General features: G+C 37.5%; 8 protein-coding genes. All 8 read right to left on the reverse strand.

Annotation, left to right across the window (positions count from 1 at the left end):
* Nucleotides 1–3: 3 nt before the first annotated feature.
* Nucleotides 4–1,749 (reverse strand): glycoside hydrolase family 13 protein, encoded by a 1,746-nt coding sequence (locus ABD682_RS00300; protein WP_344737762.1) that lies wholly within the window; start codon nt 1,747–1,749, stop codon nt 4–6.
* A gap of 46 nt (nt 1,750–1,795) precedes the next feature.
* Nucleotides 1,796–3,124, reverse strand: a complete 1,329-nt coding sequence (locus ABD682_RS00305; RefSeq protein ID WP_344737764.1) for a vanadium-dependent haloperoxidase — start codon at nt 3,122–3,124, stop codon at nt 1,796–1,798.
* Nucleotides 3,125–3,142: 18 nt separating this feature from the next.
* Nucleotides 3,143–6,370, reverse strand: a complete 3,228-nt coding sequence (locus tag ABD682_RS00310) for a VCBS repeat-containing protein (RefSeq protein ID WP_344737766.1) — start codon at nt 6,368–6,370, stop codon at nt 3,143–3,145.
* A 1-nt stretch (nt 6,371) separates the two neighbouring features.
* Nucleotides 6,372–9,647, reverse strand: a complete 3,276-nt coding sequence (locus tag ABD682_RS00315; RefSeq protein ID WP_344737768.1) for a VCBS repeat-containing protein — start codon at nt 9,645–9,647, stop codon at nt 6,372–6,374.
* Nucleotides 9,648–9,658: 11 nt separating this feature from the next.
* Nucleotides 9,659–10,234 (reverse strand): hypothetical protein, encoded by a 576-nt coding sequence (locus ABD682_RS00320; protein ID WP_344737770.1) that lies wholly within the window; start codon nt 10,232–10,234, stop codon nt 9,659–9,661.
* A gap of 35 nt (nt 10,235–10,269) precedes the next feature.
* Nucleotides 10,270–13,554, reverse strand: a complete 3,285-nt coding sequence (locus ABD682_RS00325; RefSeq protein ID WP_344737772.1) for a VCBS repeat-containing protein — start codon at nt 13,552–13,554, stop codon at nt 10,270–10,272.
* A gap of 81 nt (nt 13,555–13,635) precedes the next feature.
* On the reverse strand, nt 13,636–15,243 hold the full coding sequence (locus ABD682_RS00330) for a RagB/SusD family nutrient uptake outer membrane protein (RefSeq protein WP_344737774.1): 1,608 nt from the start codon (nt 15,241–15,243) through the stop codon (nt 13,636–13,638).
* 10 nt (nt 15,244–15,253) lie between these two features.
* Nucleotides 15,254–18,232 (reverse strand): SusC/RagA family TonB-linked outer membrane protein, encoded by a 2,979-nt coding sequence (locus tag ABD682_RS00335; RefSeq protein ID WP_344737777.1) that lies wholly within the window; start codon nt 18,230–18,232, stop codon nt 15,254–15,256.
* Nucleotides 18,233–18,275 lie beyond the last annotated feature (43 nt).

Raw genomic sequence — 18,275 nt, forward strand, 5'->3', positions numbered from 1 at the left:
GATTTAGTCAGTTTTTAATTCATAAATAACAGCTTGATAAGGTTTGAGTGTGACCTTATCGTCGGTTTTATCCAGACTACTGTAATTATTTATGAGTTCGTTTTCCATATTTTTAATTTCAGGCAGAACCACGTCAGAGCCGTGGTCGGTAAAATTGAGAAGTACCAATACTTTTCGATCATCCAGAGTTCGGGAGAAACTGTAGGTTTCTTCATTTTCGGCATCAAACAATTGATATTTTCCGTAAACCAGGATCTTATTTTCATTTCGAAGTTTCACCATTTTTCTAAAATGATTTAAAACACTATTGGGATCTTTTTCTTCGGTTGCAACATTGATATCCTTGTAGTTGGGATTCACTTTTTTCCAAGGGATACCCGTTGTAAATCCGGCATTTATTGAATCATTCCATTGCATTGGTGTCCGTCCGTTTTCTCTGGAATTATAATTGAGTTCTACCATGAACTTATCCATATCATCACCTCTGGCCAGTGCTTTTTTATAATCGCCAATGGCGGAAACATCCACATATTCGTCAATGTTTGGCATGTCAATATTCGTCATGCCAATTTCATCTCCGTAATAAGTATACGGTGTTCCGCGCATGCTCATTAAAAACGTGTTTAGCATTTGTGCAGAGTGTGTTCGAAATTCCGGACTTGGGTTCCCAAAACGATTCACTAATCTTGAATTATCATGATTCGATAAAAAGATGGACAACCAGCCTTTGTCTTCAAATTCCTTATCCCATTTGGTAAATCTATTTTTGAAATCGGTTAGTTCATAACCCTTCGTAGATCTTGACATATCAACATAATCAAAGTGATAGGCCATTTGCAATTCATGGCGGTCGGCATCCACCAGATCGTGCGCATCCTGAAACGTTGTTCCCGCGCCTTCAGAAACGCCAAACACGTCATATTTACTGAAGACCTGATCATACATTTCGTTTAAATACTTATGTATGGGTGGATTCATACCATACCATTTGGCCACATTTTTTTCGTATCCTTTTGGAAATTCAGGGAAGGTTGTATCCTTACTTACAAACTGAAAAGCATCCATACGGAAACCATCTACTCCTTTATCTGCCCAGAATTTCATCATATTATAAACTTCCTGGCGCACTTTAGGGTTTTCCCAGTTCAGATCGGGTTGTGCGGCAGAGAAATAATGAAGATAATAGGCATTTGTTTTTTTATCGTAGGTCCAGGCACCATCAGGATCGAAAAAACTCCAACGGTATGGTGGTTCACCTTTTTCTGCAGGCCACCAATGATAATAATCACGATAAGGATTATCTCTGGAACTACGTGATTGTTTGAACCATTCATGCTCAATACTACTGTGATTCACAACCATATCCACCACAAACTTGATCCCATGCTCATGCATACCATCAAGCATCCTTTGAAAATCTTGCATGGTACCATAACGTGGTTGAATAGCTCTGTAATCACTAACATCATAACCATTATCAACCATGGGTGATTTGAAGAACGGATTCATCCAAACCATTTTGATATTCAGACTTTCCAGATAATCCAGTTTTTCAATTACACCATTAAAATCTCCAAACCCATCACCGTCTGTATCTTTAAAACTCTGAGGATAAATTTGATACAACACCCCTTCTTTCCACCAGGTTCCTGACTGCTCTTTTTGAGCAACGGGTTCTGCTTGCTTGACCTCTTTTTTACAGCCCAAAAGGACCAACGCCATGAGTAAGGCGGTGATTAGTTTTTTCATAGTTTGAGTTAGTTAGTTTAGTGGTGTGATTCTGTTTCCTCCAATCTTATAAATCTAATTTTTTAGCTATAAAGTGACCTAGATCCAGGCCTTGTTTTAATCCGTTTTCTACAGCAGCGCGGTAATGAATACCACCATAAAGACGACTCATTGCGGCTTCTTGTGATGCCTGATAGAATGAATCGAAGCTACGAATGGGTAAACCAAATTGCACTTCGGTATCATCATTAAAGTGGAAATCTGGTCCGTAAAGTTCTGTTAGTATAACCGATGCAGCACCGGAAACCACCGAGTGACCACTGGTGTATTCCGGGAAGGGTGGCGTTTGTAAAATGGGCAGCCAATCCGGATCAATGTATTTATTGATCACGGTTTCCGGACGTATTAAATTACTACGATATTTTTCATCCCAACAACTGATAAACGCATCGGCTACAGCAATAGATGTCGTGGTATACATTTTCACTACATCCTCAACATCAGCATTAACCTGCCGACCTACTATTTTTACGATAGCGATCCAGTGGGCGCCGGGAGATATTTTTTTAGTAGCAAACATAAAGTGACCTCGAGTAACCGAAACAAAAGGATTACAATCCCAGAACTGGGCAGTTGCCACTCCAATAGATTTATCTCCAATGGAAGTCATTTCATTTCCTACATTGTAAACCTCCATGGTTTGTTTATAGAATTCAGAATCCTTATCCATAGAGAATTTTGGTGGACGTTCAGGTTTGAATTGTGACGCTGAATCGATCACAAACGGTCTTATTAAATTCCAATGCGGTTCAATACCATCCATATAGGCCGGTGGCGTTGGTTGCCATCTGGAAGGATCGTCTGTATTCACAGTAAACTTAGACATCGTTCGGGTTTGACTATAATTGTCTTTGTTCATCCACTTTTTGATGTCTCCCAAAACCGTAAAGGCATAGGCCTTCGATTTTTCGAATTCATCTTTATTGATACCCTTCCAAACCGCGTAAAGGCTGTCCTGCAAACTTTCCATGCGATCTTCAGAAAAGATCAGATCCTTACTTAACTCCATATGAGCTATGATCGCTGATAGTTCCAGATTAATATGTTGGGCCGTATCCGCTTTTGTAATGGGCTTAAGTTCGTGAACCTTACCCACCAAAGACTTAAGTTTCGGACTTTTCTGTGCCAATATTTCGTAGGCTGCAATATCAGGATATACAAAAATACGACTCGCAACTGGTGGAGAAAAGATATCATGAATTTGAATTTCCATGACCTTATCAACCGATTTATAAAATAATTCGGGGGAAACTTCAATATGTTTTTCAGGCTGGCTGCAACCTGTAATAATGCCTACGATTAAAATGCAAAGGAGTTTAGATTTTAAATGTTTCATTACTTAGATTATCTATTTTTATTGAATTGTTTTTATGTATGATTTACCGTTGTTGGTAATAATTAAATACGTGTTTGGTTTGATCTTCACGATATGCCGTCCGCTAATATGTTTCGGCAAATCCAGTGATTCATAACCAAAATCCCCATCATTGTTAAGCGTTACAATACCTCCTGAATTTGAAGAGCTTTCACCTAATTCGGTTACAAAACCAAAATAATTTCCTGTGAAGACCAGTTTATTTCCATCCACATCCATATCCTCAATCGTGCTCATTTGGGCCTCACGCGGTAGTGGTTTAGCAACAAAACCTTCAGGAGTATTCAGATAAGCCATAGAACGCAACTCATAAATATGCTTTGTTTCCAGAATATCTGACTCTTTTTTCTGTGTTAAATCATACACGTTATCCACCTTTGAAAAGGCACTATAATTTAAGAATTTTTTCTTTAACGATGGGATTTGCTGCATAAGCTTGTCTTTGGATGCAAACGGCACATTCTTTCCGAAGAAATCATAAAATATCAACTGGTCTAATTGTTCGTTATTATCGAAATCATCCAGATACATGGTAACCGGTTTTAGCTCTGAAGCTTTCCACTTAAAATTCAAACCGGTGTTTCCTGCCACTATATCCAAACGTCCATCATTGTTGACGTCTACCAGAGACATAACATTCCACATACCATTGGTCTTACCCAAACCTAAAGCCTTGGTTTTATCTTCAAATTTACCTTCTTTCGAATAAGAAAGTACTGTGATAGGCATCCAATCTCCTGCAATAATTAATTCCGGTTGACCGTCTTGATCAAGATCGGCCCATTTTGAATCGGTGATCATTCCTAAACGACTTTTCACAGCCATTTCGAAATTATTACCACCATGATTTCTTAAAATAAAACTGTATGGTGTTAAGCCATAAGCTCCGGGGATCGATCGGTTTCCAATGAAAAGATCCTGGTAACCATCACCATCAAAATCATAGGTTGATACAGAACCGCCATTTGTTCTAAGCAAAACAGAATTCAGTTTTGTGAAATTTCCTTTTCCATCGTTGATATAAACACGATCTTCCAAGAGCGGATTTCCTTCTTCAAAGTCATTTCCGCCGCTTAGGGCATAGATATCCAGATCATGATCATTATCGATATCGAAGGCTACAGCATCAACATCTTCATATTTTGCATCCTGAATAAATACTGGTGTCGGCTTAAGTTTGAATTGACCATTATTTTGTTGGATATAAAGCGAAGGTTCCTGATTTCTGGCGCCGCCAATAAACAAATCTTTAAGTCCGTCGCCATTAAAATCGGCCTGAACTAAAGAAGGTCCTTCAGTAGATAATTTCTCAGGAATCAAGCCTTCACGTTCATAATCGCGATAGGTGTTTTCCTTATGCTCATAATCGAATTCGGCGACTTCTACCTTCGATTGTGGCGCGTATTTATAGGGTTTTGTATTTTCCTTTTTAACCGTAATCAAGGTGTTCACAGGAACATTATTCTGAACCGTTTCGGTACCATCAAGCCAAACCACCTTTAAAGAATCAATAGTTTTAAGTTGGCCCAAACCTAAATGGATCTTAGCTGTAGAACTCGATAAAAATCCTTTAACCGTTGTTTCTTCTTTATAAAACGTTTTATCATTAGAATAAACATAAACCTTAGAGCCGTTGGTGTTCAACGAATTATTAGCACCTACGAGATTAACTTCAATATAATTATTATCAGAACCTTTATTTTCAAGTAGTGTTGCTTTTTCATTGATATTATTCACAACAATATCCAGATCACCATCATTATCAAAATCTGAATATGCCGCGCCATTGGAATAGGTACTTGTATTGGCCTGGTCCACTTGTTTTTTCTGAAAGTTCAAATGCCCGTCATTCTCTAACAACACGTTAGGCAAATTGAGCATCGGCATGGTATTGATAAGCTTTTCCTCGATAGTATCTTGTGCGGTTTCCCTGTATTTCGCAAAATCAACGGTACTTAGATATTTTACATAGTCCAGATCATTAGGACGTTTATAAATACCATTGGTAATGTACATATCTTTCATGCCATCGTTGTTGTAATCAAGAATTAATGGCGACCAACTCCAATCGGTGGCATACGTATCAGAAGCTAAAGCAGCATCAACGAAATAATCCCCTTGATTGATCTGCAAATGATTACGGGCATATTGCTGATTAAAGCCAAAGGATTGTTTGATCTGGTTGATCTTATCACTATCCTCGCCACCAGATTTCAGGAAGATATCTGCCTCGTAAGGCATCATATCCAGCGTCATAATATCGAGCTTTCCGTTATTGGTAATATCAGCAATATCAACACCCATAGTAAATCTGGACGTGTGATTAAAATAATCGGCACTGGATTCTCTAAAGGTTTTATCACCGTTATTGATGTAGAGATAATCATTTTCGTGAAAATCGTTACCCACATAAATATCCATATATCCATCATTGTTAACATCCGAAGTGGCAAGAGCCAGGCCATAACCTAGAGCACTGTTATAGATTCCAGCGGCTTTGGTAACATCTTTAAAATGGGTTTGGCCATTTTCAGTAATATTTTCAAATAACACATCTCCGGAAAGCGGATCAGGATGTTCCCGTAAAGTTGTATTTCCGTAGGAATATGGTGTATGAACTGAATGATTCATAAGGTACATATCCATATCACCGTCATTATCATAATCAAAGAAAGAAGCTTGTGTGGAAAAGCCCGAAAAGTTTAATCCGTAAGCTTCAGCCTGTTCCGTAAAGGTATTATCGCCGTTATTAATGTATAACTCATTTTGTGCATTCAAGGTTTTATAATGCCCAACCTTACAAACATAAATATCGAGAAACCCATCATTATTAACATCAGCCATAGTAACTCCGGTAGACCAGGTACTCGCCCGGCTAATACCACTGGTTTCAGAAATATCCTTGAACTTTAATCCGCCAAGATTCAAATACAGTTTATCCGGTTTTTGGTTGGCGGATAAATAAATATCATCCAAACCATCATTATTGATATCACCAATAGCAACACCGCCACCATTGTAATAATATAAGTATTCGATAATGTTCAGTTTTCCGTTAGGATCCAAATCATTTGAAAATTCGATACCGGATTCAGAAGGTGCAATATTATTAAAAGGCACATCAGTAACCTCAGCGGTTTCCGGCGCTTTTTCATTTTTAGCACAACTAAAAACAATTAGAAAAACGAAACTTAACTTTTTAATCATCTTAATATTTATAAACCTCTAATGAGTCGTTATTGCGAGATACAAATACCTCATCATTAATTACTTTAATATCACGGATCTGACCTTTAATTTCCAGACCTTTTCCTTTTTTATGATATTTGAAATTGTCGTTACCCAGGTTTTCGATATAATTTCCGAAAGATGCATCATAGCGCCCATACTCTGGTTTAACACCGTTTAAATTTCCGCCCAAAAGGATATCCTGGTCACCATCTTTATCAAAATCGGCTGTAGCGATAGCATAAATGGGTGAGAACTGTGCTTCATAGGGCAAATCAACTTGTTTGAAATTGAAATTTCCTTCGTTAATAAGAATTTTAGAACCTAAGGTATTGACTTCTAATATTCTACTTTTATCCAATTGATCTTTGGTGAAAATATCACTGATCGTTGCATCTTTGAACGATTCGTAATCCGGATATTTTTTACTTAAATATTTTAATTGATCCACGAGATCATGTCTCAAGGCATATGGATAAACTTTACCATTATCAGCCGTGAAAGCCAGAATGGGGTCCAGAAAACTATTGCCATCAAAATCGTTAGCAAATAATTTGATAGGTTGACTAGCTGAAGCTCTAAATCGGCTATTAAGACCGTGATTTCCAATAATCAAATCCATGTCACCATCATTGTCCAAATCTACTTGGGCAATGGTATTCCACCAGCCAGACATGTTTGAGGCCTCACTATCCAAAACAGGCACAAAATGGCCATCTTTATTTTGGAACATACGCACACCCATAAATTCACCAACCACAACCAGATCCTGATAGGAATCCTTATTTATATCGATGAACAAAGCATCTGTGATCATCCCCAGATCCTTAAATTCAGGCGCTAACGAGGCAGAGCTTTCTGTAAATTGCCCTTTACCATCGTTAATTAGTAAATAGCCTGAACCGGGATAGCCATAAGCTCTTGGAATGGTACGCTCGCCTACAAACAGGTCGAGATCGCCATCTTTGTCTACATCGGCAACCGTTACGGTACTACTGCTGTGGTAACCCGTAGCTGTTGGTAATACTTGTGGAGACTGGGTAAAATTACCTTTACCGTCATTGATATACAAACGATCCAGGTAATTAGGACTGAATTTTGAAAACTCTACTCCACCACTACACACATAAAGGTCTAGATCGCCATCATTATCCGCGTCAAAAAATACACTTTGTGCATCCTCTGATGTTTTATTTTTATCAAAAACTGTGGTATTACTTTTTACAAAACGACCATTTTTCTGAATGAATAAACTACCGGTAAAGCCTTTTGAACCTCCAATATAAATATCTTTTTCACCATCACCATTTACGTCACCAACGGCCATTTTAGGACCTTCAGCACTTCGCATAAACGGCAATAAACGTTCTACATTAAAATCGACATAATTATCCTCCTGATGTACAAAATCCATAACTCCAGCAGTTTTATTGAATAATGTTGGTTTGGATTCGGTTTCCGTTTTTTCAGGCATCAACGCGTCAGCCTGATTTACGGTAATCGTTGTATCGGGTTTAACGTTATCAATAATGCTTACTTTTCCAAGTGGCCAGGTTACTGTAAGTTTTAATTTTCCGGCATTTTTAAATCCGAAATTCGGACGGTTATCCATGGATGACTGGAATCCGCGTACCGGTTGTTGTTCAAGGAAATATGTGAGCGAATCATTTTGAAGTTCAAGCTTCGATCCAATACCTTCTGTATTCAAACCTTCGCCTTTTAAAATAACTTTCAGATAGTGATTATCATCGTGTTTTAAATTATTACGATATACAAATACGGGCATGTCCACATTGTTCACTACCAGATCCATATCACCATCATTATCCAAATCGCCATAAGCTGAACCGTTTGAAAAACTCTCGGTGTTCAAACCATTCATCTCTCTTTTAAATTTTAGATCGCCTTCATTGATGTAGGCATGATTTTTTATTTTATTTGAAGGAATAATGTCGATGAGCTTTTTGTAATCCACCTGATTATCCTGCACGATCGATTGGATCACCTCTTCGTTGGAAATGTACTTTAAATAATCCTGATTCGTAAGATCTTTGTAAATACCATTGGCAATAAAAAGGTCTTTCAAACCATCGTTATTCATATCGAAGAATAAAGCACCCCAACTCCAGTCGGAAGCTTCCACCCCACTAAAACGGCCTACTTCACTAAAGGTCATATTGCTGTTATTAAGCTGCAACATGTTCCGCGTAAACTGATAGTAATAATCATTCTTTAAGTTATACTGGTATTTGTTCCAGTCTTCAAAAGTGGTATTCGTTTTTAGGCGTTGGTAATTATCAGGTAACATTTCCGTTACAAAAATATCATTGTAACCATCATTATTGATATCCGCCGCATCAGCCCCCATAGAAGCACCGCTAATGGAGTTTATCGATTTGGTAAGGCTCTCCTTAAAAGTTCCATCCTTTTGGTTGATGTATAAGTAATCGCGTTCAAAAAAGTCGTTAGAAACATAAATATCCGGCCAGCCATCGTTGTTCATATCGCTCACCGTTACGCCAAGACCAAAACCAATAACACTACCATAAATACCTGCATGTTCACTGACATCTACAAAATGACCATCACGATTTTCAAATAACTTGTCACCACCTTTTACATCACGTTTTGGGCGTTCGTTTCTTGTTAAGCTAAAACTACCAATAGCCTGATAGGAGTTATTAAGTAAATACACATCCAGATCACCATCTTTATCATAATCAAAAAAGGAAGCATGTGTAGAAAATCCCTGATCGGCAAGGCCTAATTCATCAGCCTGTTCTGTAAAGGTAAGATCGCCATTATTTATAAAAAACTCGTTTTGTTTATTATCGCCTTTAACATCGCCCGAATTACAAACATAGATATCCAAATAACCGTCGCCATTAATATCAACCATGGAAACTCCTGTAGACCACGCTTTATTACCGGCAACACCGGCTTTATCAGTGATATCTTCAAATTTGAAATTTCCTTTATTCAAATAGAGTTTATTATCGTTCATATTTGAAGTCAAATAAATATCCTCTAAGCCATCATTGTTAACATCGCCTATCGCTACACCACCACCATTGTAAAAATTTCGGTATTTATAAACATTGAAATCATCAGTAGAGACTAAATCGTTACTAAAATTGATCCCCGTTGCTTCAGCGTTCATTAATTCGAACTGGGGTTTAGCCTCGCTTGAGGTTGATTCATCTTTGTTACATGAAACGAGTAAAAACAATGCAGCAATTATGTATGCCTGTTTCATCATAAAATTTTTTAATTATTCAGTTTGTTGAGTTTATAATTTAGATCTTCAATAAGAACAGATACATCACGCTCAGAACCTTCAGTGAGCTGAATTTGTCGGTTACCGTCTACCTTCACCAATATGCTATCTTTAACATGTATAAAATCATTTCCTGGAAACCACTTCATTAAGGTGTCCTGAACTCTTGGCAACAATTTATCAGCATGCAGATCTTTATTCCATGGTGCCCAGGCTACATAAGAGAATTTCAAATCCATAGCCATGATCTTATCATTAGGATCGAACCTTGGATAAAATAGCATGCGCATAATATGAATTCTATCCGTAGTATCCTGCGGCTGTAAAAAGGCCTGAACATAGCCATTATTTGGGCCTTGCGACAATAATTTCTGTTTATTAAGCTCCCAGCAATTCTTGAAGAAATAACTTCGGGTTTGTCCGAATTTTAATCTGTAAAAAAGAGAATCATTTTGTTTTCCGCTTGCTAATTCTCGCTTAACTAATTTGGTGTAATCGGATTGACAAGAACTCATCATGATCACCAAAAAAATCATGAGGACTTTTACAACATTTCTTAGTGTCATTTTATGCTTAATAATTTTGTAATGTGTTGTTTTAGTTATTTAATTAGTTCTTTTTTAGTTATACGATAACATCTTGTGCTATCATTATTCATACTGGTAAGTAAATACGGATTAGATTTTATTGAGAGTGTTTTAAAGTCTCGGATCTGACCTTTGATATCCAGCGGAATAACGGCGCTATTTTTAAAACCCTCTGCACTTCCGTAACATAACCACCCTTCCGAGGCGTCCTGAATCCCGAACTGTGGTTTTACCAGGTATTGATTTCCACCAAAAAATGCATCTAAAAAGCCATCGTTGTTCGCATCAAATACGGTTATGGCATCAACATTAGAGTACTGAACTTCATTTGGTAGTTTATGAGGTGTAAAATGACCATTTTTATTCGTAAAACAAGTGGAATTAATTATTTTAACATCTGAAATAGTGGCTTTCGCCAGTTGCTCCGGAGTGAAAATGGATTCCATATCGGCATCAGCATAATCCTTGTAAAACAATAATTTTTGTTTTAAACTGGCTATTTGGGCAATAAGTTCATCTCTGTCGACAATTGGATAGTAATTATCGCCTTTTTTATGACATATAATTTGCTCTTTCTTACCATTATCATCAAAATCGGCCACATACATTCTGGTATCCGGTTTAAAAAAGGAATTCTCACCTTTATTACCTGCAAGAATATCTAAAGCGCCATCATTATTGAGATCTGCCAACTTGATCGTTTTCCAAAATCCTGAAGAATTCTCCAACCCAAAATCTTTGGTTTTATTTACTAAAGTACCGGAATTATTGATAAAGATCGAAATAGGCATCCATTCACCTGCCACAACAAGATCGCTAACACCATCGTTGTTGAGATCAGCCCAGGCAGAATCAGTAATCAAACCAATTTCCTTTAAAACTTTTGGTTGGGTTGTTTTAAATTGATTATTCCCTTGATTTATTAAAATATAACCGGAAACAGGCACGCCATAGGTTTCAACTTTAAAGCGTTCGCCTACAAAAATATCCTGGTCACCATCCTGGTCTACATCATAAACTGATACTGTTCCGGTGCTCATTGGAGAATCAAAATGAAGTGCTTTGGTATTTAAGGAGAATGTATTGTCTCCGTTATTGATATACAACCTATCATTCAATGAAAAATCAAATTTAGAGAACGATTTTCCGCCACTGGCAACATAAAGATCCAGATCGCCATCACCATCGCTATCAAAAAACACAGCATCTGTATCTTCAGATTGTGCATTCAGGCTAAATGGTTCTGTTTGTTTTTGATACGTACCATCCTTTTTGGAGATAAATAAGGCGCCTGTTTGTCCTTTGGCTCCTCCAATATAAAAATCGGTATTACCATCATGGTTAAGATCAGCTGTTGCTATTTTTGGACCTTCATTATTATACATTTCAGGTAATAATTGTTCCTGATTGAAATCAACCGCAATATTCTCTTTATGAACAAAATCTACTAAATCTTTAGCCTCTACCAACGGATTTTCCTTGATCACAGGATTTACCCTTGGCGCAGCGAAAATGCTGTCTTTTTTGGGTTGTTGAAACGTATAGGTTTGATTCGTTTTTAAATTTTTATGAACACTCTTAAAATCGTTTGGCCAGGTAATAATCAAGCTGTCAACCTGTTTTGCAGTATTCGTTCCAAAAATTAAATGATATGACACTGAACTTTGAAAGCCTCGCGAAGGATAATTTTCCAACGTTCCGTATTTATCGTGGTCGTAATAGATCTCGGCTTTGGCTCCAATGGCATGGGTATTTTTTTTACCGCCAACAAGTTTTATGGTTAAACTGGTTTTTGTACTATCTTGAGTATTCTCATAAATAAAAGCGGGCATGTTTACGTTATTGATAACCAAATCAAGATCCCCGTCGTTATCCAGATCACCATAAGCGCTACCGTTACTAAAGCTCGGTTTTTCAAGACCCCAATCCTGAGTTTTATCAGTAAACTCAAAATTTCCTTCATTTTTAAAAATAACGTTCGGCACTGCTTTGGATGGCATCAAATCGATCAATTTGTTCATAACCTCTTTCCCGGAATGGATCATATTGCGCACTTTATCCTCATTTGCCATGTAGGTAAGATAATCACGATCAAGCAGGTCTTTATAAATACCATTACTGATGAAGATATCTTTGAAACCATCATTATCTGCATCAAATAACAAGGATCCCCAACTCCACTCTGAAGCTGCTACGTTAGAAAACCGACTTACCTCAAGGAAGGAGTCGTTACCCATATTACGATGCAGAGCATTTCTTGAAAATTGTTGATGATAGCCATTTTTTTCAGCCATATCATGTTTGTTCCAGGACTCAAAAATAGTTTTGGTACGTTGCCGTTCGATAGATTTAGGCAGCATTTCAGTAACCATAATATCCGTTTGAGCATCGTTGTTCAAATCTGCAGCATCAGCTCCCATAGAACCCATAGAAATAGAACCAAATTGGCTGTCCAGTTTTTCTTTGAAGGTGCCATCGTGCTGGTTGATGTACATATAATCACGTTCAAAAAAATCATTTGAAACAAAAATATCCGGCCAGGTATCGTTATTATAATCGCTCACGGTGATTCCTAAACCAAAGCCTATTGCACTGGAATAAATATTAGCTTCTGTAGTAACATCAACATATTTACCATCATCGTTTCGTAATAATTTATTTCCGTTTTTTGAAGGTTTATTGCGTTGATCTTTTATAAAATCGTAATTACCAACAGATTTTATAGAGTTACTTAAAATATAGCAGTCAAGATCGCCGTCTTTGTCGTAATCAAAAAAATTAGCCTGAACAGCGAGCCCGGTAATATCCAATCCGTATTCTTTAGATTTTTCTGTAAAGGTTAAGTCGCCATTATTAATAAATAGTTCATTATGTCGATTGGCTTTCGTACTTGGCGGTCCTGCTTTACAAACGTAAATATCAAGAAGCCCATCATTATTTATATCAACAAAAGTAACACCAGTAGACCATACACCGGAACAAGCTACACCTGCTTTTTTTGTAATGTTTTCAAAGGTCCAGTTGCCTTTATTAAGATAGAGTTGGTTATCAACAAGATTTCCGGTAAAATAAATATCAATAAGGCCATCATTATTGATATCACCAAGGGCAACACCACCACCGTTATAAAAATTTCGATAGGTATAAGGATTTAATTCCTCTGTATAATTCAGCGAATTGTTGAATGTAATTCCGGTTTTATCCGATTTTAATGTGAAAAGGGTTTGTTGCTTGGTTGTTTCTTTATTACAGGAGGTTAATATTAAAGCTAATATTAAAATTACCGAAAAACGTTTCATTTATTTCTGCTAAAAATTGGTTGTAAAAAAAGGGATACTAATAAAAGTACCCCTTTTTATTCAAATAATACTTAAAAAAAACTAATAACCTGGGTTTTGTGTAAGTGTTCCACCACTAGCATCAATTTGTTCCTGTGGAATAGGGAATAGATTATGGAAAGGAGCATCAGCAGGTTTTTCCCACCAAGCATCGTTAAACTTACCGAAACGGATCAAGTCTGAACGACGTGTTACTTCCATAAACATTTCTCTACCACGTTCTGCTAAAAATTCATCAGCAGTAATAGACGCTAAAGCTGGTACACCTGCTCTGGCTCTAATCGTGTTAACATCAGTTAATGCTAACGACCAGTTACCGGCATTTCGAGCTTCACCTTCAGCACGGATCAAATACATTTCACCTAAACGTACGATAGGGAAATCGTTATCCATGTTATCACGTTGTCCTTGTCTGAAACTGAATTTACCTAAACGAGCACCACCTTTACGTGAAGCATTTGGCTCTAATTCATTAATAGATGTTGTATAGTTAAGCTCTAAGTTCCCATCAGTTGCAGCGTAATCAAGGATGGCAGAACCATCATAGTCATACTGTGGACCAACAATAAAGTTAGCTTCTTTACGCTTATCAGCATCATCATAAGAATTATAGAAATCTTCCAGAGCGGAATAACCGTTCCAAGGCTGATTTTGTAAATTCCAGGTAAACTGACTAGAATAGTGTAAGGTCATTTGAGCAAAGTTCATGTTTGCACCAGACACGTTATCATAAGCGATAGACCAGATGATCTCAGGATTATCCTTGTTGTTCGGCGCGAATACAGCAGCATAACCTTCTAAGTTATCAGGATCTGTAGCAACAGCTGGTCTTTTACCTGGGTTAGGCACAGAACATCCTGAATCACATAATGTATATCCACCATTGTTGATCACGTAGTCAGCTGCAGCAGCTGCTTCTGCCCAACGAGGCGTTCCTGAATAAACTTCAGCGTTTAGATATAGCTTAGCTAATAATCCTAAAGCTGCATATTGATTAATTCTGTACTGAGAATGCTCTGTAGCTAATGGGCTACTTGAAAGATCCATACCAATAACATTGGTAATTCCTAATGCTCCTAATAACTCGCTTTCAACAAAATTGAAAACTTGAGCTCTCGTCGATTGAGGAGCATCAGCTCCAGGAGTGGTTACGATCTTCACACGACCATATAGGTCTAATAATCTCATATAGAAGAAAGCTCTTAAAGCTCTAACCTGAGCGGTTTGATTCGCATCAAGATCTCCTGATGCTAAAGACGTATTACAAGCTCCGATAGCTGCATACTGTGCTGTCCAGGTCCCTGTAACAGGACCGTTAGTAGGACCATAAGTATGTCTGTGCATATCGATCCAGATACCACCGTCATACCAGTCACCACCTTTTTGAGTTACTGCCATTTCATCTGAAGATACAGATTGAACTGACCAGTAACCACCATGGTTTGCTGATCCGGATTCTCTTAACTGGTTGTAAGCTGAAGCCACAGCATCAGCAGGACCAGGGCCACCTCCGTCAAAGGTTCCGAAGCTTGGTTCTGTTCCGTTAAATTGTTCCGTAACATCACCTACCAAAACTTCGTCTAAGTCTGTACATGCACCAACTACAACAAGCGCTGTACACATTAACGTTATTTTAAAAATGTTTTTCATAGTTTTTTAATTAAAAGTTAACATTTACACCCAAAGTGAATGTTCGTGATGCAAAATAATTATATCTTCTATCAATACCTGGGATAAGCGGATTAGCATATGCAGGCAAGAAACCACCGTTATCAATAGAACCTCTATCTGTTAATGCCGGTTCAGGATCCGCTCCCGTATAACCTGTTATCGTAAATAAGTTTTGCGCTGTAAGTGATACACGCACACTCTTTATATAGTCGTTTTCTGCAATATTAAAATTGTATCCAATTTGCAAGTTATCCAATTTCACGAAATCAGCTTTCTCTACATAAAGTGAACTGAATTTTGCATTGGTGATGTTTGGATCAGCATACTTTGTATTTACAAGGTTATAAGATCCCTGGCTACCAACACGAGGCTCATAGAACACACGGAAGTTGTTTACCAAACTATGACCAAATGCACCTCTGAAGAATACGTTGAAATCCCAGTTCTTGTAAGTGATCTGATGTAACCATCCTAATTCAAAATCAGGAATACCTTTACCAAGTACTGTTAAATCACCATCTCTTACACCATCTTCGTTGGCATCGATAAAGTTTCCAATAACCTGACTCGTTTGAATCGTTCCATCACCGTTCAGGTCAACAAATTGCTGACTTCCATCAACTACGTCACCGTTGAAAACAGGACCAACAATTTGACCAATTTCTTCTCCTGGCGCAACTAAAATCACATTTGTATCATTTTGTCCAGGAGCACCAAGGTTACCATTAAGCGTTGTTGCATCAAATGATTTTAAAGTGGTTTTATAAGTTGAGAAGTTTAAAGTACTCTTATAGGTAAGATCGTCTTTTTTGATGAAATCATAGCTTAAAGACAATTCCAGACCTTTTGTAGATAAATCACCACCATTTTCAACACGACGGTTGGTACCAAATTCAGAAGCCTCAACAGTTCTTTCTAAGATAAAGTCTTTAACCTTTCTTGAGTAAAGATCTAAAGTAGCGCCTAAACGGCCCATGTTAAATTCAAAACCTAAGTTAGACTCACCTTTTTGCTCCCATTTCAAATCAGGGTTTCCGGCACGTGTAAAGTTTGTACTTAATAAATCTCCGGTTGGTGTGTACTGCGGTAAAGACAATCCGTAATCAGATGGTAAAGACCCAGTTACACCGTAACCGAAACGTACTTTTAAAAGATCTACGTTGTTCAATTCTAAATACTTGTTAGCATCTACACCGATACCAAAGGCAGGGAAGTTACCCCATTTATTATTTTCACCTAATTTTGTTGAACCTTCTCTACGAATAGAGGCATTCACGAAAATTGCGTTATCGAAAGTTGCACTCGCTCTGGCGAAAAATGCTATGATGCGTTGTTCCGGAGAACGGTTACTATTCAATTCAATAAATCCGGCATTTCTAAGATCCTGTGCCCATTCTAAGGCGTTCAAGTATAATAGATCGTTATTTGGAAAATCTCCTGCAGATAAGAATTTATCAAAATACTCTTCTTGTTGCCAGGAGTAACCAGCGGTAAATTTAATATTTAATTGATCTGTTGGATCTAAAGTTAAATCACCATAAAGTTCAAATAATTTGAATTTATCATCTCTATCGTAAGTTCTGGCCAAACCTTTACGGAATGGACTCGTTGCAGACCCTCTGAATAAAGAGGTTGTTGCATAGTACTCACGGTTATTTAAAATTTTAGATTGCTCTGAATACGTTGCCGTTAAATCTAAAAAGTCTGTTACATTATAGTTAAAGTTTGCACTGTAAGTGAACTCCGTTCTGTAACCATTGTTTAAGTTTTGATTAATAATGGAAACCGGGTTAAAACTATCAAACAATCCTAAGGTCTCAAAATATCCTCCAAAATTATCAGCATTGAAAGGATACGGAGAATCAACACCATAAACAGGCGCTGTTGGGTTGTAAAGCACGGCATATCTTAAAGCTTCATTGAATCCATACTTGGAATCTCTTTTTGTATATGAAGCGTTAAAATCGATTTTCAACTTGTCATTTAAAATTTTTGTAGAAGCCTGAACTCTGGAGTTAAATTGTTTAAACCCTGAGTTTTCAAGAATACCCTGCGCATCACGGAAGTTTGTTGATAAACGGAATGTTGTTTGATCATAACCACCGGAAATTGCCACGTTGTGAACATTTGTGTAAGCAGTTCGCGTTACCAGATCCATCCAATCTGTTCTACTTCCTAAATCTACACCACCTGCATCTACAAATTCCTGAGGCGACATATTATCTACCTTGTTTGAGATAGATGAAGCAGCAATAGATCCGTTGTATGAAACTGAAGTTGAGCCTGCTTTACCACTTTTTGTTGTGATAAGAATTACACCACTCGAACCACGAGAACCGTAGATTGCCGCAGCAGAACCATCTTTTAAAACGGTCATACTCGCAATATCATTTGGATCAATGTTGTCTAACGATGCACCAATCACACCATCAATTACAATTAAAGGTGATGAATTTGCACCAACAGTTGAAATACCTCTTAATCGGATAGTTGCACTTTCATTCGGGTTACCACCCTTGTTATAAATACTTAATCCAGGTACCTTACCTTGAAGTAATTGTGATGGACTGTTAACAGTACCACGGTTAAACTCTTCTTCATCGACCTTGGTAACAGCCGAAGTAATTTCCTTTTTGGTAGTACTACCGTAACCTACAACCACAACTTCGTTAAGCTGTGCGGCATCTTCTGCCATGGTTACGTTCACAGTGTTACCAGAAACGGTGACCTCCTGTGTTTTGTAACCAACATAAGAAAACACGAGTACGTCTCCATTGTTGGCACTAATTTCAAAATTCCCATCAAAATCGGTAACCGTACCGGTTGATGTTCCTTTTACTAATACGTTTACTCCCGGTAATGGTCCAGAAGCATCGGAAACAGTTCCTGTTACCGTCTGAGCATAAATAAAGCTTCCAAGCAATAAAGCTAAAGGAAGCAAAAGCTTCTTTAGTAATTTGTTTTTCATATTGAGTTTAGTTAGTAATTAATAAATAATTAAGATAATTTTC

It is taken from the genome of Gaetbulibacter aestuarii (assembly GCF_039537665.1).
GTDB classification, from domain to species: domain Bacteria; phylum Bacteroidota; class Bacteroidia; order Flavobacteriales; family Flavobacteriaceae; genus Gaetbulibacter_A; species Gaetbulibacter_A aestuarii.

Coding starts and splice junctions, on each gene's coding strand:
- ABD682_RS00300 (WP_344737762.1), bottom strand. CDS start 1,749: ATGAAAAAACTAATCACCGCCTTACTCATGGCGTTGGTCCTTTTGGGC.
- ABD682_RS00305 (WP_344737764.1), bottom strand. CDS start 3,124: ATGAAACATTTAAAATCTAAACTCCTTTGCATTTTAATCGTAGGCATT.
- ABD682_RS00310 (WP_344737766.1), bottom strand. CDS start 6,370: ATGATTAAAAAGTTAAGTTTCGTTTTTCTAATTGTTTTTAGTTGTGCT.
- ABD682_RS00315 (WP_344737768.1), bottom strand. CDS start 9,647: ATGAAACAGGCATACATAATTGCTGCATTGTTTTTACTCGTTTCATGT.
- ABD682_RS00320 (WP_344737770.1), bottom strand. CDS start 10,234: ATGACACTAAGAAATGTTGTAAAAGTCCTCATGATTTTTTTGGTGATC.
- ABD682_RS00325 (WP_344737772.1), bottom strand. CDS start 13,554: ATGAAACGTTTTTCGGTAATTTTAATATTAGCTTTAATATTAACCTCC.
- ABD682_RS00330 (WP_344737774.1), bottom strand. CDS start 15,243: ATGAAAAACATTTTTAAAATAACGTTAATGTGTACAGCGCTTGTTGTA.
- ABD682_RS00335 (WP_344737777.1), bottom strand. CDS start 18,232: ATGAAAAACAAATTACTAAAGAAGCTTTTGCTTCCTTTAGCTTTATTG.